This window comes from Pedobacter sp. MC2016-24 (genome assembly GCF_015223055.1).
In the GTDB taxonomy this organism is placed as follows: Bacteria; Bacteroidota; Bacteroidia; order Sphingobacteriales; family Sphingobacteriaceae; genus Pedobacter.
In genome coordinates this window covers 838,135-860,715 of sequence record NZ_JADFBX010000001.1, presented here as the reverse complement: position 1 = coordinate 860,715, position 22,581 = coordinate 838,135, and the positions used below count along the sequence as shown (strand labels likewise).

At 45.1% G+C, this 22,581-nt stretch carries 16 protein-coding genes; 9 read left to right on the top strand and 7 right to left on the bottom strand.

Annotated elements, in window-relative coordinates; genetic code table 11:
* The 3 genes from IM797_RS03915 to IM797_RS03905 all read right to left on the bottom strand — a co-directional run bounded on the left by IM797_RS03915 (position 1) and on the right by IM797_RS03905 (position 3,172).
* Positions 1-1,062 carry a LacI family DNA-binding transcriptional regulator gene (locus tag IM797_RS03915; RefSeq protein WP_194125775.1) on the bottom strand — a complete coding sequence of 354 codons (1,062 nt, stop codon included), beginning with the start codon at positions 1,060-1,062 and terminating at the stop codon, positions 1-3.
* 81 nt (positions 1,063-1,143) lie between these two features.
* Positions 1,144-1,941, bottom strand: a complete 798-nt coding sequence (locus IM797_RS03910) for a phytanoyl-CoA dioxygenase family protein (protein WP_194125774.1) — start codon at positions 1,939-1,941, stop codon at positions 1,144-1,146.
* Positions 1,942-1,945: 4 nt separating this feature from the next.
* Positions 1,946-3,172: an MFS transporter gene (locus IM797_RS03905; protein ID WP_194125773.1), complete on the bottom strand. Its 1,227-nt coding sequence runs from the start codon at positions 3,170-3,172 to the stop codon at positions 1,946-1,948.
* Positions 3,173-3,335: 163 nt separating this feature from the next.
* Here IM797_RS03905 and IM797_RS03900 point away from each other — a divergent pair, with 163 nt between their 5' ends.
* Both IM797_RS03900 and IM797_RS03895 read left to right on the top strand, forming a co-directional pair.
* The gene (locus IM797_RS03900) at positions 3,336-4,205 is read left to right on the top strand and encodes an AraC family transcriptional regulator (RefSeq protein WP_194125772.1); all 870 of its coding nucleotides are present in this window, start codon (positions 3,336-3,338) and stop codon (positions 4,203-4,205) included.
* Positions 4,206-4,212: 7 nt separating this feature from the next.
* Complete coding sequence (locus IM797_RS03895; RefSeq protein WP_194125771.1) at positions 4,213-5,037, top strand: sugar phosphate isomerase/epimerase; 825 nt, start codon at positions 4,213-4,215, stop codon at positions 5,035-5,037.
* Here IM797_RS03895 and IM797_RS03890 read toward each other — a convergent pair.
* The 3 genes from IM797_RS03890 to IM797_RS03880 all read right to left on the bottom strand — a co-directional run bounded on the left by IM797_RS03890 (position 5,026) and on the right by IM797_RS03880 (position 10,726).
* Complete coding sequence (locus tag IM797_RS03890) at positions 5,026-7,212, bottom strand: glycoside hydrolase family 52 protein (protein ID WP_194125770.1); 2,187 nt, start codon at positions 7,210-7,212, stop codon at positions 5,026-5,028. The genes IM797_RS03895 and IM797_RS03890 overlap by 12 nt on opposite strands.
* 18 nt (positions 7,213-7,230) lie before the next feature.
* Positions 7,231-9,147: a sialate O-acetylesterase gene (locus IM797_RS03885; RefSeq protein ID WP_194125769.1), complete on the bottom strand. Its 1,917-nt coding sequence runs from the start codon at positions 9,145-9,147 to the stop codon at positions 7,231-7,233.
* Between the two features lie 85 nt (positions 9,148-9,232).
* Entirely contained in the window at positions 9,233-10,726 is a 1,494-nt protein-coding gene (locus IM797_RS03880) for a hypothetical protein (protein WP_194125768.1), read from the bottom strand.
* A gap of 175 nt (positions 10,727-10,901) precedes the next feature.
* Here IM797_RS03880 and rbsK point away from each other — a divergent pair, with 175 nt between their 5' ends.
* The 6 genes from rbsK (at position 10,902) to IM797_RS03850 (ending at position 20,818) form a co-directional block, all read left to right on the top strand.
* The gene (gene rbsK, locus IM797_RS03875; RefSeq protein WP_194125767.1) at positions 10,902-11,828 is read left to right on the top strand and encodes a ribokinase; all 927 of its coding nucleotides are present in this window, start codon (positions 10,902-10,904) and stop codon (positions 11,826-11,828) included.
* Between the two features lie 46 nt (positions 11,829-11,874).
* Positions 11,875-13,722: a beta-L-arabinofuranosidase domain-containing protein gene (locus IM797_RS03870; protein ID WP_194125766.1), complete on the top strand. Its 1,848-nt coding sequence runs from the start codon at positions 11,875-11,877 to the stop codon at positions 13,720-13,722.
* Positions 13,723-13,749: 27 nt separating this feature from the next.
* Positions 13,750-14,757: a GRP family sugar transporter gene (locus IM797_RS03865; RefSeq protein ID WP_194125765.1), complete on the top strand. Its 1,008-nt coding sequence runs from the start codon at positions 13,750-13,752 to the stop codon at positions 14,755-14,757.
* Between the two features lie 112 nt (positions 14,758-14,869).
* Positions 14,870-18,070, top strand: coding sequence for a TonB-dependent receptor (locus IM797_RS03860; RefSeq protein WP_194125764.1), 3,201 nt, complete (start codon positions 14,870-14,872; stop codon positions 18,068-18,070).
* A gap of 10 nt (positions 18,071-18,080) precedes the next feature.
* The gene (locus tag IM797_RS03855; RefSeq protein WP_194125763.1) at positions 18,081-19,829 is read left to right on the top strand and encodes a RagB/SusD family nutrient uptake outer membrane protein; all 1,749 of its coding nucleotides are present in this window, start codon (positions 18,081-18,083) and stop codon (positions 19,827-19,829) included.
* Between the two features lie 164 nt (positions 19,830-19,993).
* Complete coding sequence (locus IM797_RS03850; RefSeq protein WP_194125762.1) at positions 19,994-20,818, top strand: hypothetical protein; 825 nt, start codon at positions 19,994-19,996, stop codon at positions 20,816-20,818.
* Between the two features lie 51 nt (positions 20,819-20,869).
* Here the strand turns inward: IM797_RS03850 and IM797_RS03845 are convergent, their stop codons facing one another.
* The gene (locus tag IM797_RS03845; RefSeq protein WP_194125761.1) at positions 20,870-21,658 is read right to left on the bottom strand and encodes a heparin lyase I family protein; all 789 of its coding nucleotides are present in this window, start codon (positions 21,656-21,658) and stop codon (positions 20,870-20,872) included.
* 297 nt (positions 21,659-21,955) lie between these two features.
* Between IM797_RS03845 and IM797_RS03840 the strand changes: the two genes are divergently transcribed.
* Positions 21,956-22,552: a hypothetical protein gene (locus IM797_RS03840; protein WP_194125760.1), complete on the top strand. Its 597-nt coding sequence runs from the start codon at positions 21,956-21,958 to the stop codon at positions 22,550-22,552.
* Positions 22,553-22,581: the final 29 nt, after the last annotated feature.

The window sequence follows — 22,581 nt, the reverse complement described above, 5'->3', positions numbered from 1 at the left end:
TTAGTTTCGGTATGATTTGTAATTCTCTCTGGTAATGATGTCGATCGGCATGTAATGCGTGGCTTCGGTTTCTCCGTTTAAAACCACGTTTTGATACAAGGTCATGATGCCTTTATACCCTTGTTCCTGGGGTTTCTGACAGATCAGAAAGTCGATCACCCCTTTTTTCAAATGCTCAATACTTTGCGGTAAGAAATCGTAACCCACCAGGAAAATATGTTCCTGTTTTGTTTTTTCTAAAAACTGGGCCACAGAAAATACCCTGGAATTGGTCACAAAAATGGCCTTGATATCACTGTGTTCCTTCAATACCTCGGTCAGCCGTTTGGCCACAGACAGGTAATCTGTATCCTGGGTAATGTCTGTTTTTACAATCCGCACCTGCTTGTCATGGTCTTTGAAATAGGCCCTGAAACCTTCTTCCTTTCTGGACAGGTGATGGTAGCTGTCGATCTCTTTAGAGATGTTGACCACCAGTATTTTATCGCCTGCTTTAACCAGGTAGTTCACCATATGGGCACTCAGGTGTCCGCTTTGAAATAAATCCGGACCAATATAACTTAGCCTGGATTCATTCGGGATATCAGAATTGATGAATACCTGCGGAATTTTCTTCAGGTTGCAGAGCTTGGAAAAGGCCAGCGACTCCTCAATAAAAATCGGTGCAACCAATACACCGTCCACCTCAGTTTTAAGGATGTTTTTGGTTTGTTTTACAAAAGACTGTTTGTCGTTCTGATCGTAAAAATATTTATCGATCACAATGCCAAATTGCTTGATCTCGGCCTCGGCCATTTCAATGCCTTTACCCGGGGCATCCCAAAAGTCAGTTTCTGCAGAAACAGCAGGTATTAAACTGGCAAAGTGCAGTACTTTTTTAGAGGCCAGTCTACGGGCTAAAATGTTGGGCTGGTAGTCCAGATCTTTCATAATGGCCAATATCTTGTTCCTGGTCGTATCTGAAACTCCAGTCCTGTTGTGTAGTACCCGATCAACAGTTCCTATAGAAACATTTGCCCTCCTCGCTATTTCCTTCACACCAGTTTGCATATTTGTTTTCATTTGCGCTTATCTCGAATTCCTTTTGTAAAAGTATTATTAAATCCGGGAAAAAAACCAAATGTGTAAAAAGAATACGCGGCTTTATTTCACTAAAAAATTCGCATCTTCCTGTATTCCTTCACTGTTTGATGCCAGTAAAGTCTCATCGTTTACCACCTGTATGGCTTCGGTTGCGGAGGGGTAGTTTCCTTTGTAAGGTTTGTTGCTGATCAGGTTATAGGCCGAAATCAGGGACCATCTCGGGGCATCGCTCAGGTTCGCATCCGAACGGTGTAAAGTGTTGCTGTGGAAGAATAAAGTATCGCCCGCTTCCATCTCTACATACACCAGTTCCAGCCGCTTCAACAATTCGTCTACTCTTTCCTGGTTGGCACCAACCTGTTCGCCGCTAAAGCCGTGTTCGATCCTTCCGGTCAGGTGTGAGCCCTTAATGACTTGCAGGCAACCGTTCTCCCTGGTCGAAGGGCTTAAAGCCGTGAGCACGCTCAACATCTGCGGATACAGGAAGCCATCGCGGTACCAGTAGCCATAATCCTGGTGCCATTCCCAGGCACCACCTACTTTGGGCTCTTTCTGCATCAGCTTGGAATGAAAATGAGCAGGTTCTCCGCCAAGCAACAAGGCTACGCCTTCAACAATACGTTTGGAGCGCGCCAACAGGCTATAGGCATCGTCGCCCAGGGAATACCACAGGGCCAGTTTGGTTCTGAGGCCATTGGCATCTCCTCTGTCAAATGATTTATTGCTGATCACCTGGTCGTGAATCGCAATGTCATACAGCTTTTTTACTTCCTCCGGGTTGAGCATTCCTTTGATCAGTACATAGCCGTTTTCGCTAAAAGAGGCCTGCGCTGCCGCACTTAATTTTTTATAGTCCATATGCTTATGATTGATTTGTTTTGATTGCAGGTATTAAACGGTTCAGCAGGAAATAACCCAGGAGATAGGTGCAGCCTACCAGCATGAAGATGCTGCTGTAGCTACCAGTCAGGGCTAAAATTCTTCCGGTGAGCAGGGATAAGACAATGCCACCGCTCACGGCAGAAAGTGTGGCTACACCCATCACTGTTCCCACTTCTTTCTTCGGAAATACGTCTGTGATGGTGGCAAATAAATTGGCAGTCCAGCCACAATGAGCAGCCGCGCCTAAACCGATCAGGGCCACCGCCATCCATAGGTTATCGGTAAAACCGACACCACATAACAATAGGGCAATTACCGCACAGATCAGCAGGGCCTGCTTCCTTGCCGCATATACGCCCTTGCCTTTCCTGATCAGGTGGGAAGAATAGGCGCCGCCAGCAAGACTGCCGATATCGGCCAGTACGTAAACGGTAACCAGGGGCCAGCCTAGGGCTCCGGTGCTTACCGCTTTGGTCTCATTTAAAAACTTGGGCAGCCAGTAGAGCAAAAACCACCAGGTTGGATCGGAAATGAAGCGCACCAGGCAAATGGCCCAGACCTCTTTCTGAAAAACCACCTGCTTCCAGCTTTTTGCGGGCACTTCGTCCTGTATTTCTGCTGTTTGTACTGCTGCTGATTTGATTTCTGCCGGTTTTTTATACGTGATGCTCCAGAAAAATACCCAGATAAAACCCAGGGCACCGGTTAAAATAAAGGCCCATTGCCAGCCGAATCTATACGCAATAAAAGGAATCAACAGCGGGGCCACAATGGCCCCGATATTTGAGCCCGCATTGAAAAATCCGGTGGCAAAGGCCCTTTGAGAAGCGGGGAACAATTCGGCCACAGTTTTTACACTGGCCGGGAAGTTAACAGACTCACCCAGACCTAAACTGAAACGGGCCATCCCAAAACCTATTGCGCCTTTGGCAAAGGCATGTGCCATCCCTGCGGCGCTCCATAAAGCTACGCCAATGGCGAATATCCATTTGGTACCAAACTTATCCAGCAATTTTCCGGTTAAAACCACACCTAAGCCATACGAAACCTGGAAAGCAGTGACAATATAGCTGTACTCTACTTCGCTCCAATGGTACAAATGCTGTAGCTCTGGTGCCAGAATACTGAGCACATGCCTGTCCAGGTAATTGATCGTGGTGCTAAAAAAAAGGAGGATGCAAATTTTCCATCCATAAGAAATTTTCATGTGGCCCGGTTAAAGAATGAAAAATCATTCTGCGTTGTTTAATGATTTGGTTGAAACGAAGCTAGGACAAAAATGAGACGAAGTTTAGCGCTAATTTTGCTTCTTATAGTACAAATTTTGCTATCATGGTGTTTTTTGGAATTAAATGATTAATTTTTGTGCAATGAAAGCACTTCACCTCAAAGTTCCGGCTTACAGCCAGTTTTACATTGATGCCAGAAGGGAACAGGTCAGTTATTTTGCTAATCCCTGGCATTTTCATGATGAACTGGAAATCACTTTTGTGATCAAAAGCGAAGGGACTAAATTTATAGGCGACCACATTTCTGAATTTAAACCCGGGGAGATCATCCTGCTCGGCTCGCGTTTACCGCATTACTGGCGTAACCACAATAGTTACTATGAGCAACCAATGACAGGGGCCGCAGAGGCAATCATCATTCGGTTTAACCAGGATTATGCCGGCACTGAGTTTCTGAAAATTCCACCCATGAAACCTGTTTTTGATTTGCTGAACAATGCCAGGAGGGGCATCCACATCCGGAAGCCACACCGCGATCTTCAGCAAAAACTGACCGGCTTTTTAACGCTGGACGAGTCGCAAAAAACCATCGCATTAACCGATATTTTATTGAGCATCGCCACACAGAAATCCTATGATTATCTATGCAGCATCGGCTATGCCCACCAATACAAAAGTAACGACATTGAAAAAATAGATGCCGTGTATAATTATGTGCTGAACAATTTTAAAGCAGACCTGAGTCTGGATGACATCGCCTTAAGATGTAACATGAATACCGCTGCCTTTTGCCGGTATTTTAAACGCAAAACCGGTAAGACCTTTGTCGATTTTATGAACGAAATCAGGCTGGGCAATGCCGCTAAATTGTTGTTAAAAGGAGATTTAACCATAGCCCAGGTGGCTTTTGAATCTGGTTTTAACAATCCCTCTTATTTTAACCGGTTGTTTAAGCGCCTGAAAGGATTAACGCCAACCCATTACCAGTCACAATACCTCCAAACCAAATAATTACCGGATGAAAATTGAATTTTATATCCCCAGGTGGGGGAACAGGCATTTGTCATGGCCTGATTTTGCCAGTAAAGCCAGGCAGGCCGGCTATACAGGAATAGAAGCCAACTTACCTGCCGGTGCCGAAGAGCAGCAAGCCATGTTTAGCGCGTTAAAGGATCAGGGACTGCACTGGATCGGTCAGCACTTTGAAACCGCTACCGCCGATTTTAAGGAACATCTGAGGCAATATGAAAGCCGCCTGTATACCTTAACAGCTGCCAAACCCATTTTGATCAATTCCCAGACAGGGAAGGATTTTTTTACCTTTGAACAGAACAGTGAACTGATCATGCTGGCGGCGAAGATCAGTCGCGAAACAGGAATCCGGATCCTGCACGAAACACATCGTGGTAAGTTTAGTTTTTGCACCACCAATACAGCGGCCTATCTGCAACAGTTTCCGGATTTGAGGTTAACCGCCGATTTTTCGCATTGGTGCTGCGTAGCAGAATCGTACCTGCAGGACCAGCAGGAAATACTTCAGCTGGCGATCGGTCGGGCAGATCACTTCCATTCCCGGGTAGGCTTTCCAGGCGGGCCCCAGGTGAATCACCCGGGAGCCCCGGAATGGGAAGAGGCGCTTGGTTTTCATTGTGCCTGGTGGGATGCCATCGTGCAAAATCACCTGCATTTAAAAACTGAAGTTTTAACTGTGACCTGCGAATTTGGCCCTTATCCTTATATGCCGCAACTGCCATTTAGCCGTGAGGATGTGAGTGATTTATGGGAGCTGAACCGCTTTATGAAAACTTTCCTGGAAAAAAGATATGCGCATTTAGCGGTTTAACCAATAACCCAATATGGATATGCCTCTCGGATACCAGTAACCAATCCAAACCTCATCTTTTTTTAACAGCCCGTCGTTATAAGCATACGGGCTGTTTTTATTCCATTGGTAGATATAGGCTGCTGATGAGTGTTTAATGCCATACCATTGCGCGGCCACCACATCGGCAACAATCGTTTTGCTGAACCAGGTGGTACCTTCGTCTGTGGTCAGTTTGATGCCGTAATCGGTTATACTTTGTGCGTAGGTAGCAGCATAGTCCTTTTTCAACACTGCGGCAAGCGCATAGAGTATGGGTAATTTGGTACCCGCAAGGCCCGGTAAAAACAGCCCTTCACCAATCACCACCGAGCGTTGTTTCCATTTGGGAAACTGCTCATCTAAACTGACCGGAATAAAGCCATATTTCTGCTGTGCCTTTTTCAGGGTGCTCAGGATAAGCTGTGCTTCCTGCTCGAAACGAACTGCCTGTTTGTTTCTCAGTCCTTCATTATTTACGGCAACACCCAGGTTTTTATAGCCGCTGCCCTCACCGTCAACAACACCTTTTTTTGTCGCGTCGATCGTATGGACCTGGGCTTTATTGGCCAGTGACCGGAACATTTCTGCAGCCACAGCATAGGCACTCAGTTGTTTGGCGCCCAGAAAGGTATTGTCTGGCGAAAGTTTCAGCGCCTCATTGGCATCATAGGTCGTCCATCCGTAGGCTTTATCTGCAATGCCATTGCCATTGGTATCCCTGTTGATCACAGATTGCAACAACACCTCTACGGTACCGAGCATCGACCTGACAAAGGCATCGTCGCGACTGATTTTCCAATAGTAATACAGCAGCAGTACAAAGGAAGTGTTTTCTTCTACGGCCATATGTGGACCGTAATTGTAGTTTGCCGTTTCATTCACAAAAGGCAAATCGCCCACGTCATGGTACAGGTAAGGGCCATATTCTGCGGCAGTCATACCTTGCTGGTAGGCGGGTTTGTTCTGGGCCGGGTTGGCCGCTACGGTCAACTCTGCCCGGGCGATATAATGGATCCACTGGCTAAGCTGAAGTTTCAGGCGCCAGGGGCAAAAAACAGCACTGACTTCCGTTTCATGTGCCACATCTACGGTGCTCAGGTGTTTAAACCGGCCTTCTGAAACGTAGAAACGGGCGACTGCATTTTTATCCAGCAAAAAAAAGGTATTGGCCAGATCGGTGTGGAAGGCTAAGGCCAAAACCCATTTTTCCTGGGCAGTTAAGGCCGAATGCATTAAACTGTCCTCAAATTTTTGAGTCAGCATGATGTTTTGTGTATAATTTTTACTCGCGTAATCCAATACTTCTGCAATGTTTTTCCAATACCGGGTATAGTAAAATTTAAGCGGCAGGTTGACGCGTTTGTCTTCAATTACCGTCTGGTCGTGGTGACTGGCGTAGACCTGGTTAAATTCTTGTCTGGCTTGTGGGGCTAAACTAAACTCATAAAATAATCCACCAAAGCCGGCTTCACTAAATGTCCCTTTTGCGGGTGTTTGGATGGCGGCTAAGGCCAGTTTTCCATTTAAGCTGGCATTGTCCCTAAAAAATACCGCCTGTTCGGTATTTTCCGGTTTCATCGGTTCCAGGCTCATGAAGTTGAAAGTCTTTACCGGTGTTTTTGCCAGGGCCACTTTAAGTTTGCAGTTTACCGGGGCCCGGCCTGCATTGTTGACCTGAACCTGCAAATAAAAACCCGGGAAGATCTGGGTTTGGATGGCTGCGCTATCGTCCAGGTCTTTGGATGGTGTAAAAGCCGAAATCAGGCTAAAGTTAACCTGGATGCCTTCGGGCGTTTCGCCGCTGATCAGCATCGATGTTGGTCCGAACCGGAGTTGCTGGTTGTTAAAATAGCTGGTGTTTCGGGGTAGTTTGGTTGTGCGAAAGCAATAGTTTTTTTTGCCGATGGTCAGGCCAATCAGTAAGCCGGTTTGCTCGTCCATATCGAAGCCCAGACTGCCACTTTGCATACTTTGTTTCTCATTGAGCAAGGAGAACGTGAAGCGGCTGCCCAACCGTGAGTTGAGCAGGGAGAAATTTGTACTGTCTGTAAGTGGTGTGGAGATCAGGTCCTGATCAACTTTGAAACTTTGTGCAGTAACGCTTAAAGACAAGCAGAGGGCCAGGGCGGCAAAATATATTTTTTGAATGTTCATTTTGAGCGATCTAAATGGTTAATTGCTTTTAAAACTTGAAGCGGGCAGGCCTTCCTGGTTGTACAGGTTGGCGCCGTCGGGGCTGTCGGCCCAGGCATAACGTACAGCAACCGGTTTGGCCATGTCATCGCGCCAAACGACCACCTGCTTGCCCAGAATTTTGGCTTGTGCAGGGACAAATTGCTTTCCGTCAGCAGAAATGCTGAACTGGTTTAGTTTTTCGCCTTTGCAGGTTAGTCCTGTTCCAATATGGTCAAAGGAGACGTAAACCTGGTTGCCCTCAATTTTTATCGCTTGGTATAAAGGTCCCGAATATTCAATGTTTTCGTGATAGGCAAGCTTCCGGGCTGCCAAAGCCAGGCGCTTACCCACATCTGATTTGTTTTTAGGATGTAGGTCAGTCTTTTCCCCAACATCATGGATCACTGCCATGGCGGTATGCGGTACTTTTAAAGTCCGCATCTGCGCTTCCCTCAATAAAGCCCAGTTGCTGGTTTCAGGTTCAGCAGGTGTGCTTAAATAATTGGCCAGCTGTACGTATAAAAATGGCAGGTCAGGCTGCTGCCAGTCCTTGCGCCACTGTGTAATCAATGCGGTTAACAAGGGCTCATATTCTGCAGGTCTGGGCACATTGCTTTCTCCCTGGTACCAGAGGATGCCTTTAATGCGGAAATCTGCGAGTGGCTTGATCATCGCGTAATAATAGGCTGTCGGGCTGTGCTGCGACAAGCCGTTGCCCTTGGGCAAAAGCTCTTTTTTCAGGCCAAACCTGAATACCCAGGCTTGGTCAAGCTGGATTGTCCCATTGGCAAATTTGAGCTGGTAAACGTTTTTTGGGTTGAAAGCAATGCCGGTAGTCGGACTGATCATCCTGATGCTGATCTCGTTTTTCCCTGCTTTCAGCAATCCGGCTGCAACAGCATAATTGCGGTCGGTATAGCCACTGTTAATGGATCCTATTTTTTGTCCGTTAAGGTAAGTTTCATCTTCGGTTTGCATGCTGCCCAGGGAAAGTGTTGCTGCCATACCTGCCAGGTGCGCCGGCACATCCACTGTGGTTTTAAACCAGATGGTGCCATATGGGGGACTGCTGAATTTTTTACTGAACTGCGTTAAATCCTGGATTTTCTGCCAGTTTTCTCCCGGCGCATAGCTTGTCAGAAACCACTTTTCAAGGATGCCTGAATCAGCTTCCTGAACGGATTTATACCAGGCTGCTGATTTTAAGCGATGGGCAGTTAAAATACGGGAAACCTCAGCGGTGTCTTTCAGCTTTTGAGCGATCTCGTCATAGGCCGGAAAAGATTTTAAGGATTCACTGTTTACCCAGGATTGTACCGGTGTTCCGCCTACACTGGAATTGATGATGCCAATCGGTACTTTGTATTTTTCGTACAGGTCTTTCGCAAAAAAGTACGCTACCGCCGAAAAATTCAATACCGTCTCTGGATTGGTACTTACCCAGCCCTGATCTGAACTTACCGCTTTGATGGGGTTAAAAGCCATATCCCTTTTAACCGTAAACTGTCTGATCATCGGGTAATTGCTGTTTTTAATTACCTCCTGGTAGTTTTCCTTGATGTTTGCCCGGTTCATCACAGCCTCCATGTTCGACTGCCCGGAACAAAGCCAGACATCACCGATCAGCAGGTCCTGAAGCCTGATGTTGTTGATCTGCATCACATAAGGACCGCCGGCTTGCTGCGGTTCAATAACCACTGTCCAGCGCCGGTTTGCATCAGCTTTTGTTTGGTAGGTCTTATTTCTGAAAGTCAGTGTAACGGCTTCATTTGGATTAGCCCAACCCCAGATCCGGATCTTTTGATCCCTTTGCAGGACCATTCCGTTACCAATCAATTGGGGGAGTTTGACTTCAGCTTTTGCCGTAATGACCATAAAAAGCAGGCTGACGATGCAATAGATTAACTTTTTCATACTGGAATATTTGGTGTAACAATGGTTACTTCAAATATAGTATAAAAACCATAAGTTATCGTACACGAAGCTTGATTAATGATTTTTATATTTGTGGTTTTAAAGCATCCATCCAGGCCAGGAAGTCAAAGTATTTGAGTAACTCCTTTTCATCTGCTTTCCGCTTGAGTTTATCCTTCAGCTCCTGCTGTTTTTTCCAGATCGGTCGCATTTTAGCCGTACTGCTGCGCCGGGGATTGGATAAGAATACCTGGAACAGCAAGCGTTCCAGGGCAAAGGATTTTCCAGTTTTATGAAACAGCCTTTTGTGTGTCCGGATTTCATACTCCAGATAGTCCAGGTTGTCCATCTCAAAATGGATCACCATCCTGAGTAACCTGGAAACCCGGTAAATGAGGTGTTTTGATCCCTGTTTGTCTTGTAAGATGCCAAGTGCAATATATTTGTTGGCCATATGGAGGTCTTTATTCAGGAAATAGCTGACCGAAAGAAAGAACAGCAGTTCCAATTGCTTGTCGCTATTTACCGCCTGCTTGCTCTTTGGCAGGAAGGACTTGTTTTTTTCGATCAGGGTCAGTGCCCCGGCATAGTCCTTTTTTCCGATCGCAGCATTCAATTCATAGATCAGCAGGCTTTGTCTGGCAGCCTGTAAAAAATGATCGGGATAGTTGCCGGTACTCAGCATTTGGATTTTTCTGGTAAAAAAATCCATTTCTTCATGGTAACCAATACTGCGCAGGCTGTCCAGGATCCCGTCTAAGGCAGAGAGGTAATCGTAAGGTGGCCAGGACCACAATTGCGGGTGTTGTTCAAACAACACATTCAGGGCTTTGAATATATTCAGGGCCGAACTGTAATCGCCGATCCGGCTCAAAAAGAAAGCCTGGAACAAGAGGTGCAGTTTCTTGGATTCAAATGATTGCTGGCTGCCGCGGGTAGTTATACTGAGTTCGCTCAGGATCAGATCGTTCAGCTTTTTGTCCGCCTGATCTCCGCTCGGAATGTCCTGTGCGCGCAGGCGATGATTCAACAATTCAAAAAGAGAATAATGTTCATGGGTTTGCCTTAAATTCTGAAGACTGCGTTTTGCTTTCATTTGCAGATCTACCAGTTGCTGTTCGCTCAGGTCGGGAAAGCTGTCTTCGGATAGGCTCGAAAGCTCCATTCTGGAAGCTGCGTAATGCATCAGGTTATCCTGTCGCTCTTTAGCCATAATTTTGATCTTGCCCAGTTCTTTTAAACCACGTTCTGGTATAGAACGCTCAAAGCACAGCTGTGCTTTCATAAGGCAATGGTGACTGTAAAACCAGTTGTCGTGGTCAATACGCATTTGAACCAGCATATCGGTCAGCACTTTGTACAAATAGGCCGCAGTATTGTCAAACGATTTTTTAGGATGTGCTTTTTTAAAGCGGGATTCTATATCGTCCGCAAGATCCTTTCCGTCTTCCTTACACATCAAATCAAATAAATTCATATAGTCTTTATCTGCCCCGGGAGCCGCATATCCACTTTTAAAATGTCTTCTTTCTGAACCTGATAACGATAGTACGAGTTTTTTAAGGTCTTGTTTTAACATAGGTTTCATGAAAAGATCGGAAATCCGACCTGTTAAATTGTTGATATACAGCTTGTGTTTGTGAAACTAATAAATTTTTTAAACAATTACAGTTCATAGATTATTAAAAAGTTGGTATGTTTTAATTGACAATTCAAATTAAATTTGGATCACAAGCTAACCAAATAGACTTAACATGTTGAATAAAATTATTGTAACAGGCAGTATGAATATGGATATGGTGGTGAAAACCGATCATATCCCTAAACCGGGTGAAACGGTACTTGGCGGTACGTTTTTTATGAACCCTGGTGGCAAAGGAGCAAACCAGTCTGTCGCGATTGCGCGTTTGGGCGCTGAAGTTGTTTTTATCGGAAAAATAGGGGACGATATCTTTGGTAAACAGTCTGCCCAGCTCTTTGATGAGGAGGGTGTGGATATCGGCGGCATCATCTCTGACGAAAGTTCCTCCTCTGGAATTGCCCTGATCACAGTGGATCGTCAGGGCGAGAACAGCATAGTGGTTGCTCCGGGCGCCAACGCAAAGCTGAGTCCGGCCGATGTAAGCGCGGCAATCAAAAGGTATGCGAATTACAAGATCTTGTTGCTCCAGCTGGAAATTCCAATGGAAACGGTTGCCTGTGCCTTACAAACAGGCAAGGAACTCGGAATGAAAGTGATCCTGAACCCGGCACCCGCCAATAAAGAGGTTAAAAATTATTTCCACCTCATCGACATCATTACGCCAAATGAGCACGAAGCTGAAATGCTTTCGGGTATAAAAATCGAAAACCTGGACTATGCCCAGGCAGCTGCCCGCAAGCTTCAGGAAATGGGTGTTAAAAATGTAATCATCACCCTTGGTAAATCGGGGGCCGTTGTTTTGGAAAATGACGACTTCTATCATGTTCCTGCTCCGGTTGTGGAGGCTGTGGATACCACTGCGGCTGGCGACGTGTTTAATGGCGCATTGGCAGTGGCGTTATCTGAAGGGAAAAGCCTGAAAGAAGCTGCCGGGTTTGGCTGCATAGCGGCCTCGATAGCGGTTACCCGTATGGGTGCTCAATCGTCTATTCCGTACCGCAATGAGTTCATTTTAGAACAGATGAAAAAAATGAAATAATCGAGAGATTATCAATACCATTTACACCAAATATAAACCGATCATTATGAAATTATCAATCTACAGGGCGCTTGGCGCAGTGTTGTTTTGTGCCATACTTATGGGCCAGGCCAAAGCACAGGAATATAGTAATACCGTAAAACCCGTAGTCAATGATGTGGTGCCAACGGTCTGGGATATCCAGCTGCCGGCGCAGAATACCTTAACGGGCTATCTCGGCGACCGCTATACGGAAAACCTCAAAAACAGGTTGCTGCATATCGATGAGGCTGGTCTATTGGATGGCTTTACGCACAGACCGGGTAAACACCGCTGGATAGGTGAACACGTGGGTAAATACCTGGAAGCAGCCGCCAATACCTGGAAAATTACCAAAGATCCGGCCTTGAAAATACAAATGGATCGCATTGCCAATACCCTGGTGGGTACACAGCTTCCTGATGGTTACCTGGGTACTTATCTTCCCGAAAACTATTGGACATCATGGGATGTCTGGTCGCACAAATATAATCTGATTGGTCTGATGGCTTATTATAGCGTGAGTGGCGACCGCAAATTTTATTCCGCTGCGGTGAAGATCGGGGATTTGTTGTGTCGTACATTTGGCGACAATCCTGGTCAGAAGGACATCATTAAGGCTGGTTCTCATGTTGGGATGGCCGCAACCTCGGTCATCGACCCAATGGTTGATCTGTACCGCTGGACCGGCGATAAAAAATACCTCGACTTTTGTCGTTACATCATTTCTGCATACGATCATCAGGGTGGGCCAGCCATCATCAATTCCTTGTTAAGGCATCAGCAAGTCAATAAAGTGGCAAACGGTAAGGCTTATGAAATGCTGTCAAACCTGGTAGGGGTTATCAAACTTTACCGCGTAACCGGGCAGCCGGAGCTGTTTCAGGCTTCAAAAATTGCTTTTGATGACATTGCTTCCAAAAGATTGTTTGTGTCTGGAACCACCAGCGACCACGAGCGCTTTAAAGATGATTTTGAATTGCAGGCAGATACGGCCGCACATATGGGCGAAGGTTGTGTGACAACGACATGGATCCAGTTCAGTATGCAATTGCTGGGGATAACCGGAGAGATGAAATATTTCAATGAGATCGAAAAATCAGTATACAATCATTTACTGGCAGCCGAAAACCCGGCAACTGGTTGTGTGAGTTATTATACACCGCTGATTGGCATTAAACCTTACCGTTGCCACATTACCTGTTGTTTATCCAGTGTACCCAGGGGCATTGCGCTGATCCCTTATTTAAATTATGGGCAGCTGGAAAAAATACCAACAGTGTTCTTTTATGAACCTGCAGCGATCAAAGACCGCATACTGGTAAACAACCAAACCATGCCGCTGGGGCTCAACATTCAAAGTAAATTTCCGCAAGAGGGTAAGGCAGTAATTGCCGTTGATGTACCAAAAGCAGCAACCTTTGCCATCCAGCTGCGGGTGCCGGCATGGGCCACAGCATTTAAGGCTACCGTGCATGGTAAAGTATATTCCGGTAAGCCCGATCAGCTGATCAAAATTGCCAATCACTGGAAAGCCGGGGATCAGATTGCGGTTACTTTTGACATTCCGGTACAGGTTTTACCTGGTGGCAAAAGTTACCCCAACGAGATTGCCATTAAGCGCGGTCCGCAAGTGTTGGCGTTAGATGCGACCTTAAACAAGGCTTTGGATGACAAATATACCATTAACACTGGTCCTGCATTGATCAGTCAGGGTAAATTGCCTGCCGATTGGTTGGGTAAGCAGGTGTATCAGTTGCCGGTCCTGCGCAAGGGCGGTGTGAAATCAGCCTTAACCCTGGTGCCTTATGCAGATGCCAGTCAGACCGGTGGTCATTCCTCCGTTTGGATCCCTGCTGCAGTTCTATCTAAATAATCAATCATTCTCTAAATCACAGGATCTATGTTTATCGTCAACAGTTATACACTGGCCATAGTATTTTGCATCATCACGATGTTATGCTGGGGCTCATGGGCAAATACACAAAAGCTAGCCAGTAAAAACTGGCGCTTTGAATTGTTTTATTGGGACTATGTCCTTGGAATTTTGATGTTTTCCATCATTTCGGCTTTCACACTTGGAAGCATGGGGTCGGAAGGCCGCAGCTTTTTACCTGATCTGGCCCAGGCTTCCAATGCCAATATCCTGGGGGCCTTACTGGGCGGCGTCATTTTCAATGCCGCGAACATTTTGTTTTCTGCAGCGATAGCCATTGCGGGTATGGCCGTAGCCTTTCCGCTGGGCATTGGCCTGGCATTGGTCCTGGGGGTAATCATCAACTACATGGCTTCGCAAAAAGGTGATCCTTTAATGCTCTTTATTGGGGTCGGTTTTGTGATGCTGGCCATCATCATCAATGCCCTGGCCTATAAGAAAGCTTCGAAGGTGAAAAATGTCGTTTCTTCCCGGGGCATTTTGCTGGCCTTGATTGCCGGTACCCTGATGTCTTTCTTTTACCGCTTTATCGCCGCATCCATGGATCTGGATAATTTCGCAAATCCCGAGGCCGGAAAGATGACCCCATACACGGCAGTATTCATTTTTTCAGTAGGCATTCTGATCAGCAATTTTCTCTTCAATACCATTCTAATGAAGTATCCTTTGGAGGGGGAGCCGACCAATTACAAAGCCTACTTTAAGGGTAAAACCGGCACGCACCTGGTCGGGATATTGGGTGGTTTGATCTGGGGACTGGGCAATTCCTTAAACATCATTGCTGCCGGACAGGCCGGGCCTGCCATATCTTATGGATTGGGGCAGGGTGCCACTTTGATTGCTGCGCTTTGGGGCGTATTTGTATGGAAGGAGTTTAAAGGTGCACCCCAGGGAACAAAGTCGTTGATTGTCCAGATGCTGTTGTTCTTCGTCATTGGAATCGGCTTTATCATTTACGCAGGAATCAAGGCTTAAACATCCAGGCTACCCTGTTGGCCATGTTTAAAAATGTAAGAAACTAACCGGCTGTAGTCATTGCGACGAACAGGCCGGCTTTAAAAAAACCAAATATTAAACCAATTGAATTATGTTTATTTTAGAAAAATCTAAAGTAATAAGGGCTTATTGCAGGCCACTTATTCTGGCTGGCAGTCTGGCCCTCTTTTTCAGTCCATTTCATGGTTTAGGGAAATCCACAAATGTTTTCATCGGGTCTGAAACGAAATGGAATAACATCACTGTCCAGGGAAAAGTATTGGACGAAGATGGTTTTCCGCTGATCGGTGCAACAATTGCTGTGAAAGGCACTAAAGTTAAAACGCTGACCAATGAAAAGGGCGAGTTTAGCCTTAAGGATATTGCAGACGATGCCGTATTGATTGTTTCCTATGTTGGTGGTAATCCCGCAGAATACCCGGTCACAGGGAGAATGATGACCATTAAATATGTGTTCAAAGACAATACCTTAAATCAGATTGTCGTAGTGGGTTATGGAACGCAAAAGAAATCTAAAATCACTGGTGCGATTTCGTCTGTGGGTTCAGAAGTATTTGAGAACCGGCCCCTGACCAATGTAACACAGGGCTTGCAGGCTTCAATACCCAATTTGAACATCATTCCGAACAATGGAAGCCCCAATGTGGCCCCGGCCATTAACATCAGGGGCACCATGTCCATCAACGGTGGCTCGCCACTGGTACTGGTAGACGGAGTGGAAATGAACATGAACCTCATCAATCCAAACGACATTCAGAATGTGACGGTGTTAAAAGATGCAGCCTCTGCGGCAATTTACGGGGTTAGGGGTGCTTTTGGAGTCATATTAATTACCACAAAAACAGGTGCCAATACGGATAAAACCACCATCGCTTACACCAATAACTTTGGTTTTTCAAGACCAAGTGTGTTTCCTGAAATCACCAAAACCAATTATGAACATGCCGAATTTGTCAACAAAGCCCTTCAGAATGCGGGCCTGGCCGACTTATTCAGTGCCGGGGAGATCAGCAGGATGAAAGCCTGGACTGCAGACCGGTCCTTACCAGAATATGTAATTGAAGCGGGTAATTATGTGTTTAATGGGTATAACAATTGGATTGATATGCTGGTAGATAATTATGCGCCTTCTCAAAGACACAACCTGTCTTTATCCGGAGGAAACGCCAAAACCAAATTTTTCAGTTCCATTGGTTATAACAACCAGCAGGGCATTCTGAAAGTAAACCCGGATATCTATTCGAGGTTAAATACCCGTTTGAACATAGAGAATACGCCGTACGACTGGTTAAAAATAGGTTTCACCACCTTGTTTAACAGCAATAAATTTGATGAGCCTTACCAGTATGCCGGCAATACCTGGAACCAGTTCGTATTTGCCAGTCCGCTGAGGAGAAACAAATGGGAAGGCAATTCCGCGTATCCGGAATACGACAAATACATTGGCATGTATTTCAACGACCAGAATCCACTGGCTTTACTGGATAAAGCCGGACGTGTCATTAGCCGCAACAATGACCTTTGGAACAATGCCAAAGCAGATTTTACCCTGAGCAAAAACTGGCGGGCACATGCTGATTTTAACTACAACATCAACTGGGATGAAAACACCGCACACCGCAAAGCTTTTACCATGCTGGGCGGTAATTTTGTACCGGGCGAGGGGCCAACAACACCAAATTCTTACCAGGTAAGTAATTATAAAAGAAATTATTATTCACTAAACCTCTACACAGAATACGAACAGACCTTCAATAAACACTACCTGAAAGGGATGTTGGGTTACAATCAGGAGCTGACCAGGTACCGCAGTCAGGTGGTATCCAGAACAAGCTTACTAAACCAGGAACTGCCAACCTTAAGCCTGGGTACAGGCGAGCAAAAGGTTGCTGAAACTGGCTATGAATGGGCTTTAAGGGGCGGCTTTTTCAGGCTGAATTATGCTTACGACGACAAATACCTGTTGGAACTGAACGGCCGGTATGATGGTACATCGATTTTTCCAAAGGATAAGCGATTTGCTTTCTTCCCTTCTTTTTCTGCAGGATGGCGCCTGAGTAAAGAGAACTTTATGAATTGGCTGCAACCCGTAGTGAACGATTTTAAAATCAGGGGTTCTTATGGTACTTTGGGCAATCAGCTCTTAAATTCTTCGAGCTGGTCGGGCAATATCAAATACTATCCTTACATCCCATTCCTGAGCTCGTCTTTTTCTAATAATTATGTGTTTGGTAGCAATACAGAGCTGGTTATCGAGCCTTCAACACTGGTGTCCAATAGCCTCACCTGGGAAAAAGCAAGTACCATAGATATCGGTGCTGACCTCGCTATGTTCAAATCCAGGCTGTCTATGGGCTTCGACTGGTACCAGCGTACCACCTCGAACATGTTGATGTCAAAAGAGTATCCTGAACTTTTGGGCGCGAGTTCTCCGGTAGAAAACTTAGCTTCATTACGTACGAGAGGCTGGGAGTTTAGCCTGAACTGGAGGGCGCAGAAAAATGATTTTAATTATGCATTGGGACTGATTTTGAGTGATTCGCAAGCGGAAATTACCAAATTTTACAACCCAACAGGTACCTTGACCAATTTTTATGTAGGTCAGAAACTGGGCGAGATCTGGGGATATACTACAGAAGGATTTTATCAGTACGATGCGGATGTGACCAGCCATGCCAGCCAGACGAATATTGCCAGTGCCTGGGCACCAGGCGACATCATGTATAAAGACCTGGATGGCGACAACAAAATTACAGTAGGGGACAATACCATTTACAATTCTGGCGACCGCCGGGTAATCGGCAACAATACCCCACGTTACAACTACGGATTTAATGGTTCTGTTGGTTATAAAGGATTTGAGTTGTCTGCCTTTGTTCAGGGCGTTGGTAAACGCGATTTCTGGCCTCGTGATCAGGCTTTCTGGCCGGTAGCCACCCAGTTCTTTTCTACCCAGGAATGGTTCCTGAAAGAATCCTGGACAGAAGACCATCGCGATGCGTATTTCCCGAGGCCGGTAGCCAGAAGTACTAAAAATCAGCAGGTTCAGACACGCTATCTGCAAAACGCGGCCTATCTCCGCCTAAAAAACCTGACACTGGCCTATAACTTTAAGAAGACCTGGCTGAATAAGATCAGGATGAGCGGACTTCAGGTGTATGCCAGCGGAGAAAACCTGTTCTTCATTTCCAAAGTGAAAGGCGCTTACGATCCGGAAGCTGCTGGCGGAAGTGGCGCCATGCTTTACCCTTTCCAAAGGATTTACTCACTTGGCTTAAGTTGTACTTTTTAATCCTCACATCATGAAAAATCTATTGTATATACTCATTATTGCCAGTTTTTGTTCCTGTAGTAAAGATTTCCTGGACCGGAACCCGACTACAGATTTAAACAACAATACGTTTTGGAATACTGAGGCCGATCTGAAATCGTTTTCGAACGGTATTTATAATGATGCAGGCAATAACGCCCTGTATACGTTTTACCTGGGTTTTACCAATATCCCTTTTGGTAGTGCCACACATGCCGTGGTTCCTTATGAAGTTTCCTCAGACAACCATGCTTCGCTGGCCGCGGAACACATTGCGTTTGCCAGGGTGTCTGCGGGACAAAATTTTGTAGCTACCAATGCCAGCGATGCAGGCTGGAACTGGGGGATTTTGCGAAAATGCAACATCATGCTCAGAAACTACACAAAGGCGCAAATTCTGGAGTCCATCAGGAACAACTATGCCGGGGAAGCGTATTTTTTCCGCGCCTGGTTTTACCTGGACAAAGTGCAGAATTTTGGTGATGTACCTTACGTGAGTAAGCCTTTGGACAATACTTCTGAGGAGCTTTTTGAAGCCCGGCAACCAAGAAAGCAGGTCATGGATTCGGTATTGCGGGATATTGATATGGCAATCAATTATTTACCCGCAAGCTGGAGCACACCGGGCAGGGTAAATAAATATGTGGCACTGGCCCTAAAATCCCGCCTTTGTTTGTATGAAGGCACTTATCGGAAATACCACAATTTAGGTGATTATGAAAAATACCTGAACCAGTGTGTGGACGCTTCAGCATTGCTGATGAGTTCTGGAAAGTATTCACTATACAAAACCGGAAATACTGCAGCCGATTACAAAACTTTGTTTGTAACTAAGGATTTAAGCACCAATCCGGAAGTGATATTTTCCAGGGCCTATGTACAAGGGGTGCTTACCCACAACATGAGCGGTTATGTGGCTTCACAGCTGGCAGGCCCAACCCGGGATTTTGTAGAAGATTTCCTTTGTCTGGAAAGCGATGGCTCTGCAAAGCCTGTTGCTTTAAGTACAGCTTACTCCAACAGTACGATGGAAGCTGAGTTTAACAACCGAGATCCAAGATTAAAGCAGATTGTACTAGACCCGCGGGAGGAGCAGGCCGTGTTTAAAACACAGGTGGGATATCCACGTTTGCAGGGCATGCAGGGAAATGTGAGTCCGACAGGCTATCATTTAATTAAATATTACGATTACAACCAGATGTTGTTGTCTACCAATCAGGATACCGATGCACCGCTTTTCAGATACGCTGAAGTTCTGCTGAATTTTATTGAAGCCAAAGCGGTATTGGGACAGGCCACTAAAACTGATCTTGACCAGTCTGTTAACCTGGTTCGCAGGCGGGCAGGAGTGCCTGACCTGACCATGACCCCGGTGGCAGACCCCAAATATGCTGGTCTGGGACTGGATCCTTTAGTCGTTGAAATCAGGCGCGAAAGAAGGGTAGAGCTCTGCTATGAACAATTGCGGTACCAGGACCTGATGCGTTGGAAAATGGGCGCACAGCTCAATAAGCAAGTCCTGGGTATTCGCTTTGAACCTACCGATCGGGCCAACCCGAAATTTGCGGCAGTCAGCAGCAGTGTGAAAACCACTACCGTGAATGGTAAAAATTACATCGATGTACTGGCTTCTTCTGAACTGCGGAATCGGAAATTTACTGAATCGAAGAATTACCTGTTTCCAATACCCATTAACGTAATTTCTAAAAACCCGGCAATCGGTCAGAATCCGGACTGGTAAGGCCTTTTATATGTAGCACCCGCATCAGGATAAATGATGCGGGTGCTTTGATTTCTGGTAAAGAATAGCTAAAATTAGAAATTGAATTTTTGATTGCTCATCAATAGCTATAGACCGTTTCACCCATGTAAACAATGGCATGGTATTTAGAAGAAAAGAAACATATGAACAGAAATCGGGTTTTAAGCTTTCAGGTAGCCGCTTGGCTTTCCTTTTCTATTGCAGTATTGTCGGCCTGTAACCCTTTTCCCAAAAAGGATACGCATCCCGAAGTGCCTTTCTTAATGGATCTTGTAAAAGACAATACTAAGTTTGTCAAAGTAATCGGTCATGAGCACCTCTCTGAACTGATATTCCTGAAAGATGACAGGATATTAATTAAGCCAGACAACAGCAATATTCCCTTTAAAATCATGGATCTGCAGGGAAAGCTGATCATCGCGCAGGTTTTTGACTGGAAGCTACCTTTTTATGTGGATAAGCAGGGAAATTTATACTTTAACAGGGAGAAATACAATTATCCGGACTATAAACAACATGCTCAGTTTAAAACAGTGGTTTTTAAAGACAGCATCGATAAAAAGTCTGAAGCCTTGGGTGATCAGTTTCCCGATAGTGTAAAGTTTAAAATGATTGATGCTTATGAAGTTAAACTATTACAGCCTTACGGATTAAAGCCCTGCGAATATCAGGTGGTAAATCAGGAAAAATGCCATGTTTTTGAAGTAAGGAATAATACCTTACTGGTGAGGCAGGATGAGTTGTTTAAAAGTGATTTTTCCAGAGCAGCTGTAGAAGCAGATCGGTTTGATGACGATGTGTTGATCCGCTGGGAAAATGGAAGGATTGCAAGTCCCCGTTATATGTCTTATTATCAAATTGGTCAATATAAAGCCAAGTGTGACGACGGTACCTTACCCACATTGATTAAAATCAAAGGGCAAAACTATTTATTTGCTTACGCCCTGGGGCTTTTTTTAATCAAGTAGTACCACCCTCCCTTGTGGGGAGAGTGGTTTGAAATTCATATAGTGTTGAAATTAAGGCGCTGCCTCAGCGTAAGTAGAGGCGATTTTTAACGCATGTACCCGATTTTCAACCAAGGTCGCACTTGCACCGTATACGCCCCATTTCGGATCGCAATAATCAGCATCTAATGTCCGGCCCATATAACGCTGCAAACCATTGCTCAAGGTCTGTTTGGTGCCATTGTACCAAAATTCAATAAAGCCAATGCTGGCATCCCTGGAAACTTTGATCCGGATGACAAATCGGTTCCAGCTATTGACGGACATGGGCGTACTCCAGATATAGGTTGTGGTTCCGCCCGGTGCGGCATGCATCAATTTCAGATCTCCATTTACGGCTTTGATCACGATCGGATAATTCTGTAACATGTTGCTGCCATAGGCTTTCCATTGGAAAAAAGCATTTGTTGTTGTGTTGACAGGCATTGCGACCTGCGAACGCCAGCCAATATAAATGTCATCACCTTCATCTGCCTGAAAGCCAGAAGCCGCGTGTACTTCACAACGGTTGCTGCCCACAGGCTTGCTAAAGCGCCAGATTTTTCCATAAGTGGTATTGTTGGCTGCTGCGATGGTAGATCCGTCTTCGACATTTAAGGTCTTAAATACACCCGTTCCGGAATTTGCATCGCCATCCCAGAGAATGGATGCAATGGATAGATCGTTGCTTTGTAAAGCTGATTTCGAAACACCAGCAGCGTTTGTGTTGATGGCTTCCGGACTGCTGAGTTGTTCTTTACAGCTCCCTGCGGTCAATAGGATCAGCAGCAGTGCCGCCGGATTAAGAATTGATTTTTTCATTGTTTTGAAGTTTTAGGTTATGATTGTTATTGTATTTTTTTTGAAAAACAAATTGACAAACCACTACCACGGCCCGGCTAAAACAAGAATTGTCAGTCATATTTGGTAAGTGTAATTAACTAAGAAGATTTGAAGATTTAATTGATGAAATTGGCCAATGGTTCAAACATCTTGTCAATCTAATGTGGGTATGATAGCTAGATTGTGAATTATGCGGATTTATTAAAAAAAACTATTTTTGAATACTGAATAAGATATTTATCAAGGTTTAAATAGGAAAGTATTGATCTTTATAAAATGCTGGAAGTAGAAATTAAGCCTAACGTTTTAGATCGGGTTCGGAAATTGATCATCAGTTCTGATATCGTCACTTATGAGGATTCAAACTGGAAAGCTGTTCCGAATACTACGTTTAATAAAGATGAAATTGAGGCCCTTAGATTTGGTATAGAACCCATTCAAGGATATGTCTTTACTATTGGTTTGACATATTGCGTAGACATTAAGGGGCTTGATGGCAGCGTAATGAAAATTAGATTTACTTCTTTATATGGAATCAGAGGCAAGCAATTGCATGAAAAATATGTCAGTATTCTCAACGCCTTATTCAATACACATCAGGAAGACATCATCAACAGGCATATAGAATCATTTAATGGAAATTCATTTGTAGAAATTCTGGGAACAACTTTCAATACAGAAGGGGTGATTCTAAATGGAACTGATATACGCTACGGTGATTTAGGGTTTAAGGAATATAAGGGCTACTACGCGTTATTCTCCAAGAGTAATCCAAAGCTTTATAAAGCATATAGCTATTTAAAGGACTGGAATTCTGCAGTTGTTTACAGTCTGTCAAAGCAGTTATTGGCTGACGTAGCTGGAGAACAGTGAAATCTATATTGGAGACTGAATTTGCAGCA

Coding starts and splice junctions, on each gene's coding strand:
- IM797_RS03900 (WP_194125772.1), top strand. CDS start 3,336: ATGAAAGCACTTCACCTCAAAGTTCCGGCTTACAGCCAGTTTTACATT.
- IM797_RS03845 (WP_194125761.1), bottom strand. CDS start 21,658: ATGAAAAAATCAATTCTTAATCCGGCGGCACTGCTGCTGATCCTATTG.
- IM797_RS03865 (WP_194125765.1), top strand. CDS start 13,750: ATGTTTATCGTCAACAGTTATACACTGGCCATAGTATTTTGCATCATC.
- rbsK (WP_194125767.1), top strand. CDS start 10,902: ATGTTGAATAAAATTATTGTAACAGGCAGTATGAATATGGATATGGTG.
- IM797_RS03840 (WP_194125760.1), top strand. CDS start 21,956: ATGCTGGAAGTAGAAATTAAGCCTAACGTTTTAGATCGGGTTCGGAAA.
- IM797_RS03860 (WP_194125764.1), top strand. CDS start 14,870: ATGTTTATTTTAGAAAAATCTAAAGTAATAAGGGCTTATTGCAGGCCA.
- IM797_RS03855 (WP_194125763.1), top strand. CDS start 18,081: ATGAAAAATCTATTGTATATACTCATTATTGCCAGTTTTTGTTCCTGT.
- IM797_RS03895 (WP_194125771.1), top strand. CDS start 4,213: ATGAAAATTGAATTTTATATCCCCAGGTGGGGGAACAGGCATTTGTCA.
- IM797_RS03850 (WP_194125762.1), top strand. CDS start 19,994: ATGAACAGAAATCGGGTTTTAAGCTTTCAGGTAGCCGCTTGGCTTTCC.
- IM797_RS03885 (WP_194125769.1), bottom strand. CDS start 9,147: ATGAAAAAGTTAATCTATTGCATCGTCAGCCTGCTTTTTATGGTCATT.
- IM797_RS03915 (WP_194125775.1), bottom strand. CDS start 1,062: ATGAAAACAAATATGCAAACTGGTGTGAAGGAAATAGCGAGGAGGGCA.
- IM797_RS03890 (WP_194125770.1), bottom strand. CDS start 7,212: ATGAACATTCAAAAAATATATTTTGCCGCCCTGGCCCTCTGCTTGTCT.
- IM797_RS03910 (WP_194125774.1), bottom strand. CDS start 1,941: ATGGACTATAAAAAATTAAGTGCGGCAGCGCAGGCCTCTTTTAGCGAA.
- IM797_RS03905 (WP_194125773.1), bottom strand. CDS start 3,172: ATGAAAATTTCTTATGGATGGAAAATTTGCATCCTCCTTTTTTTTAGC.
- IM797_RS03880 (WP_194125768.1), bottom strand. CDS start 10,726: ATGTTAAAACAAGACCTTAAAAAACTCGTACTATCGTTATCAGGTTCA.
- IM797_RS03870 (WP_194125766.1), top strand. CDS start 11,875: ATGAAATTATCAATCTACAGGGCGCTTGGCGCAGTGTTGTTTTGTGCC.